Source organism: Parvularcula bermudensis HTCC2503, assembly GCF_000152825.2.
Classification (GTDB): domain Bacteria; phylum Pseudomonadota; class Alphaproteobacteria; order Caulobacterales; family Parvularculaceae; genus Parvularcula; species Parvularcula bermudensis.
This window is the reverse complement of record NC_014414.1, coordinates 1,598,836-1,614,091: the sequence shown is the minus strand read 5'-3', so window position 1 is coordinate 1,614,091 and position 15,256 is coordinate 1,598,836. Positions and strand designations below refer to the sequence as shown.

At 61.6% G+C, this 15,256-nt stretch carries 16 protein-coding genes; all 16 read right to left on the bottom strand.

The genetic code is table 11. The annotated features are described in order from the left end of the window. Positions 1-3: 3 nt before the first annotated feature. Positions 4-291, bottom strand: a complete 288-nt coding sequence (locus PB2503_RS07640; RefSeq protein WP_013300660.1) for an HU family DNA-binding protein — start codon at positions 289-291, stop codon at positions 4-6. 84 nt (positions 292-375) lie between these two features. Next, a complete protein-coding gene (locus PB2503_RS13970; RefSeq protein ID WP_158305835.1) occupies positions 376-1,953 on the bottom strand; it encodes a sensor histidine kinase in 1,578 nt (525 codons plus the stop codon). A 173-nt stretch (positions 1,954-2,126) separates the two neighbouring features. Further along, positions 2,127-2,804, bottom strand: coding sequence for a response regulator transcription factor (locus PB2503_RS07630; protein WP_013300658.1), 678 nt, complete (start codon positions 2,802-2,804; stop codon positions 2,127-2,129). 46 nt (positions 2,805-2,850) lie between these two features. Continuing rightward, entirely contained in the window at positions 2,851-4,383 is a 1,533-nt protein-coding gene (locus PB2503_RS07625; RefSeq protein ID WP_041535455.1) for a Do family serine endopeptidase, read from the bottom strand. A 163-nt stretch (positions 4,384-4,546) separates the two neighbouring features. Continuing rightward, positions 4,547-5,500 (bottom strand): DnaJ C-terminal domain-containing protein, encoded by a 954-nt coding sequence (locus PB2503_RS07620; protein WP_041535454.1) that lies wholly within the window; start codon positions 5,498-5,500, stop codon positions 4,547-4,549. Positions 5,501-5,571: 71 nt separating this feature from the next. Further along, positions 5,572-9,375 carry a baseplate multidomain protein megatron gene (locus tag PB2503_RS07615; protein WP_013300655.1) on the bottom strand — a complete coding sequence of 1,268 codons (3,804 nt, stop codon included), beginning with the start codon at positions 9,373-9,375 and terminating at the stop codon, positions 5,572-5,574. Further along, positions 9,375-9,821: an NlpC/P60 family protein gene (locus tag PB2503_RS07610; protein ID WP_013300654.1), complete on the bottom strand. Its 447-nt coding sequence runs from the start codon at positions 9,819-9,821 to the stop codon at positions 9,375-9,377. The genes PB2503_RS07615 and PB2503_RS07610 overlap by 1 nt, the downstream gene beginning before the upstream one ends. Next, a complete protein-coding gene (locus PB2503_RS07605) occupies positions 9,818-10,684 on the bottom strand; it encodes a DUF2163 domain-containing protein (protein WP_013300653.1) in 867 nt (288 codons plus the stop codon). Before PB2503_RS07605 ends, PB2503_RS07610 begins: the two co-directional genes overlap by 4 nt. Next, positions 10,684-11,307, bottom strand: a complete 624-nt coding sequence (locus PB2503_RS07600; RefSeq protein WP_013300652.1) for a DUF2460 domain-containing protein — start codon at positions 11,305-11,307, stop codon at positions 10,684-10,686. Before PB2503_RS07600 ends, PB2503_RS07605 begins: the two co-directional genes overlap by 1 nt. Then, the gene (locus PB2503_RS07595) at positions 11,300-11,833 is read right to left on the bottom strand and encodes a phage tail tape measure C-terminal domain-containing protein (protein ID WP_013300651.1); all 534 of its coding nucleotides are present in this window, start codon (positions 11,831-11,833) and stop codon (positions 11,300-11,302) included. The genes PB2503_RS07600 and PB2503_RS07595 overlap by 8 nt, the downstream gene beginning before the upstream one ends. Before the next feature lie 164 nt (positions 11,834-11,997). Then, positions 11,998-12,330, bottom strand: coding sequence for a gene transfer agent family protein (locus PB2503_RS07590; protein WP_013300650.1), 333 nt, complete (start codon positions 12,328-12,330; stop codon positions 11,998-12,000). Next, positions 12,330-12,740: a phage major tail protein, TP901-1 family gene (locus PB2503_RS07585; protein ID WP_013300649.1), complete on the bottom strand. Its 411-nt coding sequence runs from the start codon at positions 12,738-12,740 to the stop codon at positions 12,330-12,332. The genes PB2503_RS07590 and PB2503_RS07585 overlap by 1 nt, the downstream gene beginning before the upstream one ends. 11 nt (positions 12,741-12,751) lie before the next feature. After that, complete coding sequence (locus tag PB2503_RS07580; RefSeq protein ID WP_013300648.1) at positions 12,752-13,162, bottom strand: DUF3168 domain-containing protein; 411 nt, start codon at positions 13,160-13,162, stop codon at positions 12,752-12,754. Beyond that, positions 13,159-13,473, bottom strand: a complete 315-nt coding sequence (locus tag PB2503_RS07575) for a head-tail adaptor protein (RefSeq protein ID WP_013300647.1) — start codon at positions 13,471-13,473, stop codon at positions 13,159-13,161. Before PB2503_RS07575 ends, PB2503_RS07580 begins: the two co-directional genes overlap by 4 nt. Further along, positions 13,470-14,009 carry a head-tail connector protein gene (locus PB2503_RS13965; RefSeq protein WP_013300646.1) on the bottom strand — a complete coding sequence of 180 codons (540 nt, stop codon included), beginning with the start codon at positions 14,007-14,009 and terminating at the stop codon, positions 13,470-13,472. Before PB2503_RS13965 ends, PB2503_RS07575 begins: the two co-directional genes overlap by 4 nt. 51 nt (positions 14,010-14,060) lie before the next feature. Next, a complete protein-coding gene (locus PB2503_RS07565) occupies positions 14,061-15,251 on the bottom strand; it encodes a phage major capsid protein (RefSeq protein WP_013300645.1) in 1,191 nt (396 codons plus the stop codon). Between the last annotated feature and the right edge of the window lie 5 nt (positions 15,252-15,256).

Sequence of the window (15,256 nt, the reverse complement as noted above, 5' to 3'; positions counted from 1 at the left end):
GGATTACTTGATCCCGGCGGCCGCCTTCAAATTGGATGAGGGCCGGAACCGCAAAGATTTCGATGCCTTGATCTTGATCTCTTCGCCGGTCCGAGGATTGCGCCCCTTGCGTGCCGGGCGCTTGGTGATCGTAAACGTCCCAAACGTCCCAATCGTATACTTGCCGTCTTTTTTGGCTCGCTTGAGACCTGCTTCGATCTCTCCAAAGACAAGTTCGACCATTCGTTTGGCTTCGGCATTGGACATGTCGCCGGCTGCGGCAACATTGCTGATGAATTCGGCTTTGCTCATTTTCTTTTCCCTCCGCCCACGCGATCGTTCGATAACAATGCGCTTCGTTGCGATAAGGAAGTGATTGGGGCATAGGAGCAAGACCTAATTGTTTGGGGTATCCATTTTTTTTAGCTGTAGACTAGCATTACGCGAAGCATTGATCCCCAATGTGCTTTTTGAGGGCTTTGGCGGCGGGGGAAACGCCAAGCGGACCGCCAGTCCGTAGTCGCGATCCGTCGCGAGGGCACGCCCGTCGCGACTGTGCATCAATCCACGGCCTACCGAGATACTGGCATTATGACGTCGCGCGATGGCCGCGACGAGGGAAAGCCCAAGCCCATTGCCGGTGGTAGAGCGGCTTTGCTCAAGACGAACAAAGCGCTGCAAAATCCGTTCACGATCTGATTCCGACACGCCGGGGCCATTGTCCATGACCGACAAGAGCGCCCCGCCCCCGACCTTTGGCGAGACGGTCAGCTCGATCGTGGGGGTCAGGTCAGGTCGGTCCGGATGACGGGCATATTTGAATGCATTGTCGAGGAGATTCGCGATAGCCTGACTGATCAATTCTCGCGTACCGCGGATAAGCGGCGTCGGGTTGATATTGCCGACCAATATGAACCCTTCTTCGCTGGCGGCGGGTTCGTAGAGATCCAACATCTCCTCCGCCACCGCCTTCAAATCCACCAATGTCGTGGTACCGCCGCTCTCCCCCGCCTCAATCCGCGTGATCGACAGGAGCGCGTTGAAGGTGGCCAAGAGCCGCTCCACATCCACCGCCGTCTGTTCCAGGACCTCCTGGGTATTTGGGTCCGATTCCTGCAGCACGCGATCAAGGCGCGCCTTGATCCGTGTCAGGGGCGAGCGAAGATCGTGGGCGATATTGTCCGAGACCTGACGCATGCCGGTCATCAGGCGTTCGATCTGGTTCAACATCGCATTGATGTTATCCGACAGAGTATCGAACTCGTCGTTGGATCCCGTCAGCGCGATCCGCTTCGAGAGATCGCCATCCCGAATGGCCCGCACGGTTTGGCCGATGCGCTCGACCCGCCGCAGGATAAAGCTCGTAAAGGCAAGACCGAGGAGAATAGCGAGGATTGGCGCCACCAGAAGCACCCGCAGCGCGATCTTTTGAGCCGCGGCCGTTATTTGATCGATCTCGCTGATGTCGCGGGCGGTGAAAACGGTGAGGGGCACATTCTCCCCGTCATAGCGCGTATAGATGTACTCTCGCCGCCGGCCGACGGCGGGGCGATCGACCCCGACCACCTCCCCACTGGCTTTATTCACCGTGTTCGACGTATAGGTGAATCTGAACATCCCTTCCGCCGTAAGTCCTTCGGCGGGAAGAGTGCGAAAGTCCGTGGTCAAGACCTGGTGGTCCTCGCCGATAAAAACCGCATAGAGCGCGTCTCGCCTGATCAGCTGTAGGCGGGCGACTTCGTTCGCCAGAACCGAGGGGTTGTTCGGATCCGTCCGTGCCCGAAGCTCATCAAGATAAGCGAATTCGGCGATCATCTCCCGGTCGATACGGCGCATCGTGGTGTCCAGGATGGATTTGAAGACGACAAACCCGATCCCCGTCACGGCGACGAGAAAGATCACAAAGAATAAGAGGGTATAGCGAAAGGCACTGGCATTGATCAGCCGAAAGACGAGGCCTTTCCGACTTAACAACCGTCCCCTCGCCTCTTCCTTGGCCATAGCGCCCCTGTGCCGTCCCCCGAAGGACGGGGGTAATATGCGACCTAGAGCCGTTTCAGATCACGCTGTATCGTGAGACGTCTTTAGGTCTTTATTGTATCGCCTTATCTTCACGGGAACCGGTGCCCAGTTCGCTTGAAAATGCTCTAGTCTTCGTCGGTCAGTGTATAGCCCGCCCCCCGCACGGTTTTCAGGAGCGGCTTGTCGAAGTCGCGATCGATTTTCGAGCGCAATCGAGAGATATGCACATCGATGACGTTCGTCTGGGGGTCGAAGTGATATTCCCAGACATTTTCAAGCAACATCGTACGGGTCACGACCTGGTCGGAATGCCGGATGAGATATTCGAGTAATCTGAATTCTCGCGGCTGAAGGTCGACTTTCTTTCCCGCCCGTCGGACCGTTCGGGTCAGGACATCCATTTCAAGATCACCCACCGTAAAGGTGGTTTGAATATTCGTCGGCCCCCGGCGTCGGCCCAAGGCTTCGACCCGAGCAATGAGTTCGGAGAACGCATAGGGCTTAACGAGATAATCGTCCCCCCCCGCCTTCAATCCCGCAACCCGGTCATCGACCTCTCCGAGAGCGGACAGAAACAAGGCCGGTGTCTGATCCCCCGCGGATCGACGCATTTCAAGCATGGTGAGCCCATCAATACCGGGCAGCATACGGTCGATCACATAGGCATCGTATCCGCCACTCTCGGCCATGTTTTTCCCGGTATCACCATCCAAGGCATGGTCGACCGCATGTCCCGCTTCGCGCAATCCCTTGATCAAGAATTTCGCCGCGTCGGCATCGTCCTCGACAACCAATATCTTCATAACATTCTCCCAACGGAGGGGTCCCTTAGGGGACGCCCGCCGCTCCTTAGCTCTGTCCCTCGACCGGCATGGCGAGGAAGAAGGCCCCTTGACGAGGGGTCTGTACCCGGACGAGCAGCGCTTCCTTGCCGCGTTGTTTGGCGGCCTTCACGGCTTTGACCAAATCCTCAGGCTGCGTGATCGTTTCGTTGTCAGCCCGGCTGACCACCATGCCTTCGCGGAAACCAGCCTCGGCCGATTCCGAATTGCGATCGACTTTGGCGATCAGGACACCGGTCGTGTCCTCGTCAAAGCCATAGCGCTCCCGAAGACTGGTCGTGAGACTTGAGAGGGTGAGGCCAAGACCAAGCTCGGTTTCTGTCGGCGCGGCACTGCTGTTTTCGCGCTCGCCTTCATCGGCGCCCCCCGCGGCCCGCGCTTCGGTCGGATCCCGCCGATCGAGTGTCACCGTAAGCGTCCGTTCCCGTCCGCCGCGGATCACCTTGGCCTTATAGGATTTCCCCGGCTCAAATCCCCCCACAACGCGGGTCAGCCCGGTGGCGCTGTCAATAGATTTGCCGCCGAATTCGAGGACAACGTCGCCTTCTTCAAATCCGGCTTTTTCCGCAGGGGAGTCCGGTTGAACCGACTGAACGATGGCCCCCACCGGCGAGTCGAGGCCCACCGCCGCGGCGAGGCGATCATCGACATCGCCGATCCCAACGCCGAGCCATCCTCGCGTCACCGCGCCGTTATCGATGATCTGACGCACGACATCGGCCGCCAGCTCCGCCGGGACGGCCAGACCGATGCCGACATTGCCGCCGGTGGGCGAGATAATGGCGGTGTTCACCCCCACCACATTCCCCCTGAGGTCGAAGGTCGGCCCCCCGGAATTGCCGCGATTGATCGACGCATCGATCTGAATGAATCCACTATAAGGGTTTCGTGCGCCCCCATCGCGGTCCATGGCGGAAACGATCCCTGACGTGACCGACCCTCCAAGCCCAAAGGGGTTCCCCACGGCAAGAACGTAATCGCCCACGCGCAGATCGGACTCTTCGGAAAATTGGACATAGCGTTGATCCGGAGACGGATCGACCTTGAGCACGGCAAGATCCGACCACGGATCCATTCCCACCAGTTCAGCGGTCAATTCATCGCCATTGTTCAGGACCACAGTGATCTCATCGGCCCCGTCAATAACGTGATTATTGGTGACGATATGTCCGCGATCATTGATGAAGAACCCCGACCCCTGGCCAAGGGAGCGGCGGGTCGTTTCGCCCTCTTCCTCTTCCATCTCGGGCATGAACTCTCGGAAGCTCGGCGGCAGCATGCGCTCAAGTTCGGGAGGAATGCCCATCCGCGCACTGACCGGCACATCTGCCTCGGTTCTGATGCTAACCACCGCTGGGCTGACCTCTTCGACGAGATCGGCGAAGGATAATTGCTGAATGAAGCCGGGGTCGGGAGCCATGAGCTGGGGACGGGCCTCCTTCGGCCCCTCCTGCGCCAACAGCGTACCCCCCGCCGCAATCCCAAGGGCAAAGCCTGCAACGCCAGCCACTAAGGAGCGTCTGAAATTCGCCGAATTCATTATGGAGATCCTCTCGAACATCATGTCTTCCTTCTAAATGGGCAGCCTGACCTAACGCGTTGGTGACGAGGGGCTTAAACTTACGTAAGTCAGCAAGCTCTCCTCCCACCCTTCCGGCGCCGTGCGAGGCGCCCACCGGCGCCGAGAAACCGGCCCCTCGGGCTCAATCGGCGGCCCCGAAGAGATCCTCCCGCGGTTGGTCATCTCCCTCTTTCCAAGCTTCCACGAAAGACTTGAGCGCTTCATTCGGTTCCTCGGGCAGGACGATGCTCGTCTTGGCATAGAGATCCCCGATGGTCCCTGTCTTGGGATTCTTCATCCCCTTTTCGCGAAGCCGGAAAGACACGCCCGAGCTCGTATTTGCGGGCAACCGGATCATAACGGTGCCCCGCAGGGTCGGCAGTTCGATCTTCCCGCCCATCACCGCCTCTTTCAGCGTGATCGGCAGCTCCATCGTCACATCGTCCCCCTTGAGGGAGTAGACTGGATGCGGCCGCACGCTCACCTCGACGAGGACGTCCCCGGCCGGGCCGCCATTGGCGCCGGGCTTGCCTTTCCCGCGCAGCCGTAAGGTTTGCCCATCGCGGAGGCCTTCGGGGATCCCCACATCGAGGCTCTGCCCCCCCTGGAGCACCACCCGCTTGGTCGTGCCCCGCGCCGCCTCAAGGAAATCAACGGTCAGACGATAGCGAATGTCGGCGCCGCGACTGGGCGATCCCTGTCGTGCCCTTCCTTGGGCGCTCCGGCCGAAAATGTCCGAGAAAATATCGCTGATATCGTCAAAGCCCCCCGGCGGCGGCTGACGGGTTGAGGGGCCGCTGCCCTTAAAGGGGCCACTCTGGCCCCGGGGCCGCGCGCCATAGGCGGCGCCTGGATTGACGCGCACCCGCTCATTCCCATCCGCATCGATTTCGCCCCGATCGAACCGGCGACGCTTTTCGGTGTCGCCCAGGATGTCGAAGGCCGCATTCACCGCTTTGAAACGATCCTCTGCGGCGGCGTTCCCTTGATTCTTGTCAGGGTGAAACTGTTTGGCCAGCCGCCGATAGGCGCTGCGAATGTCGTCAGCGGTGGCCTGACGGCTGACCCCGAGAACTGTGTAAGGGTTCTGTGACAAAAAGAGGGCGCTCCATAGGGGATGACGCGCCGTTATCTTCCCTTCCGCCACCAAATTTCAAGGCGCTTCGCTCAAGAGAGATGGAGAACCGCGGCGCGACCTTCTCCAAAGGTCTCAGACCATTGCGTGACTTCAAGGCGTTTCAGCCCAGCAGAGGGGATCAGGGCGGTGGGGGATGTGACCTCTTGCGTGACGATTTCACTGTCATCCTCGGCATAGCCGCGCAGGATATAAGCCTCGCGCCCTTCGCCCAAGGGAATTTCGCGATCAAAGCGATCCCCCCCAATGCGGCTGCGCCGTATCCAGCTCACACGCAAATGGTTCTGCCCCTCCGCCCTTGCGCGCAAGTGACACGGCGAAAAAGGCCGCGCGCCAGCACCGACCACCGGCACAGTGGTCGTCACGAAGGGATAGTCCCCGGGCGTCGCGCCGGTGGGGCCGGCCTGAAAGACGCGGCTTTCCCCCCAAATATCGGGCGAGAGGGGGACGGCCTTGGGACTGGCGGGGAGAAAGATCACCCGAGCCCCGGCCGGCGCCCCGAGAGCCGCCTCAGCCTCAGTCCCCCTTAAGCCGCGGAGCAGGGTTGTGAGCTGCCAATCGCCATTGGGGAGGAGAATCGCATCTTGCCAGACGAGGAGCTCCCACCGGCCCGACCCGGCATCGATGGCGGTGAGGGTAGCCCCCGACAACGCCGCCTCTTCGGTGACCGACGCCAGACTGCCGAGGGGAAGGGTCAGGGTGACCGCCGCGGCGCGATCCCATCGATAGAGAGGACCTGGGCCCAGGGGCGCGGTGAGGCGTCCAAGGCGCGCAGGGGAGGAAAGGGAGAAAGCGAGCGGGGCGTCCGCCGCCGCCCCCGCATGAACCGCCACCGATCCGGGCCAGGGATCGGCCGCGGCAAAGGCGTAGAGAACCGCCTCATCCCGGCCGGTGGGAAGGAGGGGCAGATCGGCAAACGCCACCGCCGGCGCCCCCGCGGGGGGGGCCATGTCCGCCGAGCGACCGCGCAAAGCCCCGTGGATGCCCTGGAAACTGCCCTCGGCAATCGTCACCCCCTCCACCTGACGAACGGGACCATCAAGGATCTCCGTCAGACGAAGCCGCCAGATCCGGTCGCCATCGACGAGTTCAAGGCAATCGGCGGGCTCTATCTCCAGCCGATGGGCCGGCAGGGCAAAGCGGATCTGGACGGTTGCGGCCTGCGCCTCAGCCAACAGGGAGGCCGCCCGCCCCTCCGCCTCCCCCTGCTCGAGGACGAGCGCAGTTTCGCGAAAAGCCGTCACTGCCCCTTGCCGGTGCGGATCGCTGATCGCCACCTCCGCTGAGCCATAGGAGGCAAGGCTGTCCGTGAAGGTGAGGCGCAAACGGCCGGGGACCTCCTCCGCCGGCAGACGTTCAATCGTGATGGGTGGCTCATCGCCCACCACCGCCAACTCCTCCAGCCCAAGGGTGAGCGCCGGACGGCCGGCGCGCGGCCGCATCACCAAAAGCGCGCCGCGCTCCACCATATCGATTTGATAGATATCGAGGAGAGCGCCCAAGGCCTCTCTCACCCGCATCGGCCCCGGCAGCAAAAACCCCGTCACGAGTTGATCGACCGCTGAGACATCGACGGCACCGATCCCCGCCTCCGACGTGAGCGCCTTGATCAGCGCGCCAAGGGGCACCTTGCCCGCCCGACCTGTCAGCCAATGTCCGGTGGTCCAATTCTCTCCATCCGCCCACAGATCGCGACGCAGGGGAAAGGCCGGGAAGGGCCGGGCATCCCAGCTATAGGCGAAGATCCCCTCTCGTGGGATCATCGCCCCGCCATAATGCGCCGAGATCGGATTGTTTTGCGGGTCGCCCCAATAGCACAAATGCGCCTCAAGAAAGCGTCGTTGGACCCGGTCGTCACGGGCACCGGAGGAGAAATAGGGGCGACCGCTCTCCACCGATTTCGGATCGAAGAACACATTCGGCTGGTTGCTTCCGCGATCCACGGCGCCACATCCAAGCTCCGCAAACCAGATCGGCTTCGATTGAGGCTGCCAAGGGGTCGGGGTCGCCGCTCGCGCGCCGCCGGGCCGCGCATGGTGCGGCTCAGACCACCAGGATCGCAAATCCTTCACACGGAAGATCCAATCCTCCCCATGGGCCGTATCAAGAATCGGTGTCCGATCCTGCGCCCCTCGCGCCGCCGCATCGGCGTAATACCAGTCATATCCCTCTCCGCCCGCGATCCCGGCGGCGAGATAATCCGGGTCCGTTGGTCCATCGAACAGCGCCGCATCCGCATGCTGGCGTCCATCCCGCCAATCGGTGAGCGGCATATAATTATCGATCGCCACCAGATCGACCGCCTCGTCCGCCCAGAACGAATCGAGGGGAAAGAGCACGTCACCGCTGCCATCGTCGGGATGGTAGGCGCCATATTCGGTCCAGTCCGCGGCGTAGGAGAGCTGCACGTCGGGTCCGAGGATTTGTCGCACGGCCGCCGCCAATTGACGTAGCCGATCGACCGCGGGATGCGCACCCGTGTCGTCCCGCAAGCGCGTGAGCCCCCGCAGTTCAGACCCCAACAGAAAGACATCGACCCCGCCTGCGGCGACGCAAAGATGCGCATAGTGAAGGATCATCGAGTCATAGCGGTCGAAAAACGCCTCCACCGCCTGACGGGCGGCGGCCGTGCCATCGTCATTTGGATGATCCGCCGTCACCCTCCCCCGCCAGGGAAAAGCTGCCTGCTCCTCCCCTCCCCATGGATCGGGCAAGCCGTTCCCCGGCGGCACGTCCATCAAGACAAAGGGGCTGAACACCACCGACAATTGCCGGGACCTGAGATCAGAAATCAGTGCACGAACGCTTTTATCCGAGGGCGTTCCCCCATAGGCCGGTCGGTCGTCAATGCGGCTGACCTCCCGCGCTGTGGCACGATTTTCACCCGCGACTGACCATCCCTCTGGCCGCAGGGTGCGGGCACGATCCTCAATCCGTGGCGCAATCGTCGTCTGCCCCGCCCGCAAATCATCGCCGAACCATGAGACGAACACGGAAACGGCCTTCAGATTAGGAAAAGTCGCCGCAAGATGGTCAAGGGACGCCGTCGCATTCGGAAGGCCAAGTCCATTGGTCACGTTCTCCGCCTTGGCAACCCCTTCGGCCTCCTCGGTATAGACCGGGGACGGATCGTACACGGTCTCCCCTGCCCCGGGAATGAGCGTAATCGCTTCGAGGGCTAGTTCGAGGCTATAGGGATCATCGGTCGGGCATTGCCGCTCGACCTCAAAATTAAACTGCGGGATCCGATTGCCGAACCGCCCCAGGGGCAGATTTTCGAACACCACATAGGCAATGCCCCGATAGGCCGGTGCCCTGTCGCTCCCCTCGACGGTTTCGATCAGCGGGTCGGGGTCTTGCGTCTCCGTGCCATGGTGGACACGCACGTCGATCCCCTCAAGGCTGATCAGTTCTCCATCCGCCCAGATCCGCGCGATCCGGGTGATCGGTCCTTCGCAGAGCGCGATGGCCAGGGACACGGTGTAGAGATATGTCACATGCCGGGTCTCGACACTGCGCGAAAGGCCCTTACCGCCGCTGGAGCTTTCGGTAACCTCCGTGCGTTCCTCGAACGGGGTGGCCCAGATCACCGCCCCCCCGATCCGCTGGCGGCCAAAAAGCCGAGGAATACCCCGCCCTTCCGATGCTGTTTGTAAACGGATTTCTTCCCGCCGCGGTCCTTCGCTCTGCCGGCTGACGGGTCCGAAAAGGAGATTCTGGCCGGCGGTGAACACCTGGCCGGCGGCATAGGCGGTGGCCCCATCGATCAGGCCTGGCGTCAACCGCCGCGCCCCTTCGATCAGTAATGAACCGGCGGTCGAAAGCGTCGTTCCCATCACCCCTCCGTCAACGGAAAACGAAAGACCCCCGCCAGGCGCGCCTGCCAATATCGGCCGAAACGCGACAGGGTAACGGCGCGATTTTGGTAGGCGTGGACGAACCCCCCCCCCTCAACCATGATCCCGCAATGGGTGATCGGCCCCTGTCGTGCGAGACGAAAGAGCAGCACCCGGCCCGGCGGCGGCGGATCCTGAGGCCCCGTTTCGCGCTCCAGCCACCGCGCGGCAGCCTCACCGAGCGCCCCGGCGTCGCCCCCTCTTGCCCAACCAGGCGCATAAGGAGGAAGTGCCTGAGGCTCCTCGCCCACCACCTCACGCCATACGCCGCGAATGACGCCAAGACAGTCCGCCCCATGCCCGAGACAGCTCGCTTGATGGCGGTAAGGCGTCCCCAGCCAGCGCCGAGCCGCATTGGCGATATGGACGTCATCAAGGGCCCTCATGTCACATTCTCCGCTGGCTGAGCCGCTTTCAGGAGGATGTCGGTCCCCGGCATGTGTGGAAATCCACGAAAATTCGCCTGGTTGGCATATCGCTCACGGCAGGTCGAAAAATGCTTGTCGCACCCTTTGACGACAGCGAGCCCCGTTCCCGGAAGAAGACTGTCGGGAAAAGGCTCCCAGAGGGAGAGGCTGACCTCGTCCCCCACCGCCCCGGCGACGCGGATTGATCGGCTGAGACCCGCCAAGGGACCATCCGTCACCTCAACGCTGCCCATTGCATAATGCGATGGATCATCCATCAGCCCGCTAACAATCAGCTCTTCTTCCGTCCCCATCGTGACCGCCGCGAGCTGTTTAAGGGGGGCGGCGGCGATATCGAGACCACAGCGCGCATCGCCAAAGCGGGCATCGCACACCCGGCCAAAGCGCCGCCCCGTGACCTGCCCGAGGGCATCTTTGAGACTGAGAAACTCAGCTCTCCACCCCTCGCCATGGCGCGTGACCGTCCCCAGCCGTCCCTGACGGAGTAATATTCTGGCATCAGGGCTCTCCCAATCGACCCGCCAGATTTCGAGGCGAGCATAGTCGAGGCGGCCGTGGTCGATTGCGTTTCGGTCAATGCCGGAGAGGGAAAGAAGCGCAAGGATCTCACTATCGTCCCCCCGCAGATCGTCGCTGACGGAAAGCGCACGCCCCTCGGCCCCATGTCCCGGGGCGTGCACCACCCCTTCAAAAGCGATGGATTTATCGTGGTCCGTCATCCCGATACGCGTCTCATCGCGCAGGATCAGCTGCCAGCACGTACAAAGGCTTGACACTGTTCGGGCGAAGCGCGCGGCGGTGACGTCATCAATCGGTCGCATCAGCGCGCGACCTCCACGAGACCGATCTCCGGACCTTCTCCCCCGCCAGCATGACGCTCAACCACCAACCGATCGCTTTCAAATCGGACCGGTACGTCAAATTCGAATCCCGCCGTCACGGTGCTGCCGATGGCCGGCGGCTGGGCGAGGACCACCTGGTTCTCAAGATCATCGTAAGTGAACTGACCAGCGGTCAGGACGACCCCGTCGACGGCGACACCGATCGTTTCGACGACGGGGAGAATATTCGTTCGTGGCGGGAGCGACGGAGCCACCTGAACGCTCACACCGAAGCGGCTTGTCACCCCATCGCCGGTCCCGATCTCCTGATCCGTCGGAGACACAGCTTCCCCCGGACCGCTTGAATGGTCAAAGGGGTCTTTGAACCGGAACGCAAAGCGCCGCCCCTGCCGCGCCTCGAAAAACGCGATGAGCTCACGGACCCGTCCGACGGCGCGTGGACCGAGTGAGACCAAGAAGCGACGACGCGCCCCCTGCCATCGTGCATTACGCACCTCTTGGCCATTAGAGAGGGCGGTGATGTCTGTCATAAATTCCGGGCCGCCGGCCGATCCAAAGGCGAGATCTGTCGGGAACTGAACATCGTGGAAGCCGTCAATCACGCCGCCCTCCTTGGGTCAGGAGGCGACCAACCTGCCGCGCGATTTGGCGAGAGGACCTGCGCAGCGGGTCGGCAGCCGGCCCGGCACCATCCCCTGAAATCGAGATTGACAGGGAGAGTGACGAAGGCGGCGTCGCAATTCGTCCAGCGCCCGGCGGCACGAACAGCTCAGGTCCCCGTTCGCCCACAAGATAGGTGGCCGTCGGGTCGACGGCCCCTCCCTCTGCGCGACCGCCGCCGAATGCCCTGCCAGCCAACCCTTCGAGGGGCCCCTGCACCAACCGCTCTGCCGCAAGACGAGAAAGGTCGCGAAGCACATCCTCAACCATAGAGCGTATGCTGAGTTGTCCTTGACGGGCGGCATCGCTCAGCCCCTCACCGATCGTATCGCCCAGTTCGGCAAAGGCCGCTTGCATCACTTCGGTCAATGGCAAGACGTCCTCCTCCACCAATCTCTGGAAGCTTTCGCCGAACTGCGACAAGGCCGCGTCATCGAGGCCTGGAACCCGGGGGTCGGTCTCACTCATTTCTCACTCCCTCCGATGACTGTCGATCAGCCTGTTCAAGCCATCTCGGCTCATCGTTGTTGCGTCGCCCGACCTTTGCCAGAAGGTCAACAAAGCCGCCCAATGATCGAGACGCATTGACCATAATTCCGATAACGGACGAGATGTCGCCCCGAGCCAAAGCGCTATCCAGCCACCCCAGCGAGTCGCGTTTGCGTCGACTTTCCCGGCAGCGGCCCTCCAAGGCCATCGCGGAAAAGGGCGGCGATCGCCGCGAGCACTTCCCGCAGATTGACCCCCTCCCCTTCGAGACGATCAAAGGCGTCCTCGTCCCCGGCCGCGCGCATCAAGGCTTTGAGGATCACAAGGAGTTGACCGGCGGAGGGGTTCGCCAACTTCACAGCCAGCTCAGACAGGCTTGGGGCGCCGAGAGCATCCTCAATTTCGGCCAGCGCGCCGAGGGTGAGGGACAAGCCAACCTGCCGTTCACCGATCCTTATCGTTGCTGTACTGCCCATTATGCACTCCCCGTGAATTGAACTTCTCCCGCCGAGGCAAAGGAGAGTGAGACCGTCGCCTCGCCTTTATAGGTTCCCGAATAATCGATCGTCGTCACCATGAAGGGGCCCACGAAATGGCCAAAGGAAGGGAGCGACAATCGCATCTCGTCAACCTGGGCCGAAAGGAGACTGTTTTGGGCCCTTGCCGCGGCTTGATCGTCGATGAACAAACCGTTTCCACTGACGCTCATCCGTCTGATCCCGGCTTCCGGCATCAAAGCCCGCCACCCGGCGCTTTCCGCATGGGTGACATCGACCGTATCTGTACTGAGTGAAAAGGTTTTGGCTCGCATCCCGCCAAGGATCTCGAAGCCACCCTGGCCGTCGCTGATCTCGATCAAAATATCTTTTCCGGGAACCGGGGTCATAACATAGCTCCTTAGGCGACAGATGTGACGATGCGATAGCGACTGACCGCTTGATATGTATCGCCATCCGGCCGCCGAAACAGATCGGCAAAAACGAAACGTGAGCTGACGACGCGATATCCTTCGATGGGGAAGGTACGGTCGTGCAAAGCGGTGTGAAGGTGATCCGTTAGGAGACGGACTTCCTTGCGTCCTCCCCAACGCGAAAAGGCATTGATCCGGACATCGTGAACCATCCCCTTCACATCCCCGTCGAGGGGGGAGATACGGCTCTCCCCCAATGTGAGAAGCGGGAATACAGCGTCGTCCGGGACGCGGTCATAGAGCCGCGACGGGGTCCCCAACAGGGTCGCCAAGTCTAGATCAGCTGACAAATGCGCCCTCAAGCCGACTTGCAAACTCCACGCAGCGGGAAGGGTCATGACGCTCTCTCCTGGGCGATGAGTGTGAGGAACCGGCGATCCCGGTCGGGACGCAAATCCACAATATCGAAGTCAAGAGCCCGAAAATGTAGACGACAGGACAAGGTCACCTCGGATCGATATCGTATCGTCACTTCACGGCGCAAAACCTGACGACGACGATCGGCAAACCGGATCGTTCGGGCCGGAAGCGATGTAATCGCCGCGGCAATCCCCCCCGTTTCGGAGAATGATGGTGCGGTTCCCCCACCGCCGTCCGGCACCGGTGCCGGCGTGAGCAGGACAATTTCTTCCTTGAGCTGACCGATCACAGGGACATTTCCCGATAGCTGGCGGTGAGGGCGTCGACGGCAATCGGCACCGGCACATACCGGTCACGGCTAAACAGCTCGCGCTCTTCGTAATAGTGGGCGGTCAGTAGATAGAGCGCCCTTAGAATATCGGCATCGATCTCAGTCGCCGCCGCCACCCCACTGACAAAGCTGACCTCAAGTCTCGCCGCGGCCGTGTCGACCCAGGTCAGTCGCCCCTGGCGACCGGTTGTGACCTGGTAGCTTTCGGTCGAGGCGTCGCTGGTCATCCCGTCTGGCGCGATCAGCCGAACGGACGTGACGGACGAAAGAGGAAAGGGACGTAGGCGAATTGATGCCTGCGGCGTGATGTCTACGCGGCCTTGCCAGGTTTGCGTCAGGAAGGCGAAACCAAGGCGGCGTTCAAGATATGTTCGCGCCGTGCGGTGCATCTCCGTCAGCAGATCGTCATCCCGATCGTGATCGATGCGCAGGACGGACTTGATATCATTGAGAGCCAAAGGCTCAACGCTGGGGGGAGTGACGAGCTCGAACATAGGACACCTTCCTCAAGGAGGCCGCCGGATAGGCACCGGCGGCCCTGATCGTTAGGCGGACATTTGCAGAAGTTTGAGGGCTGCATAATCCTGAATGCCGCCGCCGACCCGCTTTGTCGTATAGAACAGAACATAGGGTTTGGCGGAGTACGGATCGCGCAAGACCCCGACGCCCGCACGGTCGACGATCAGATAGCCGCGCTGGAAATCACCAAAGGCGATTGGCGTCTCGCCATTCGCCACGTCGGGCATATGTTCGGACTCGGTAATGGAAAAGCCAAGCAGCGATGCCGTTTGGCCGCCAAGGCCGGGACTCCAGAGATAATTCCCTTCCGTATCCTTCAGCTTTCGGATCGAAGCCAGTGTCGACCGGTTCATCATGAACCGACCGTTTTGGCGATAAGCCTGGGGCAGCGTATAAATGAGATCGATCAGGTCGTCCGCGTCGATCGTGGCACCGGACGAGGGTGTGGTCCCCAATTCATCCGCTGCCCGCGTATCATCCGGGGCCGTGCTATAATCGAGAATGCCGCGGGGCTTGTTGACCCCGTCACCGCTGACAAAGGCCGCACTTTCCTGCGCGGCGAACTCTGCCTGGATCTCTTCGGCCAACCAGGCCGAGAGATCCACCACGGTGTCGTCAAGCAATGCCTGGGTCGCGGCCGGCATCGCGTAGAGCTCCATGGCGGGGAAATCGATGGCAACCAAGGTCGGGGTCGTGGTCTCCGGCCGGGCAGCGGTCTCACCGACCCACCCCGCCCCAATCGGGGTCAGCGGCACAGGCTTTCGGAACACATTCGCGCTGATCCGGCGGACCGTCGCCAATTGGCGCATGGGGGACGCATCCCTCAATTTGAGGTCAATCACGTCCGAGGTTTCCTGAGGGCTGAGCACGGCGCCATCGCCGCTCCCCCCGGCCAGTGATTTCAACTCTGTTGGGATAGCATTCCCTGCACGGATATAAGCGTCAAAAGCCTGCTTCTCCTCTGACACAAGGTCCGCGCCATTTGCCGTCTGCGGACGGCTGGCTTCTGCGGCCAGACGGTCGAGTGCCGATTGCTGACGGGTCATGACGGCGTTGAGGCGCTCGACTTTCTCTGACAACAGAGGATCGGCGCTTCCCCGACGTTCGATATCCGCAAGACGCTGGTCGTTTGTCTGCTTGAAGTCTTCGAAGGCATAGAGAAGCTCGGCGACCGAGGCTTCTTCTGCGCTGCCAAGCGCTTTGGTTTCGAGATCCATGATAT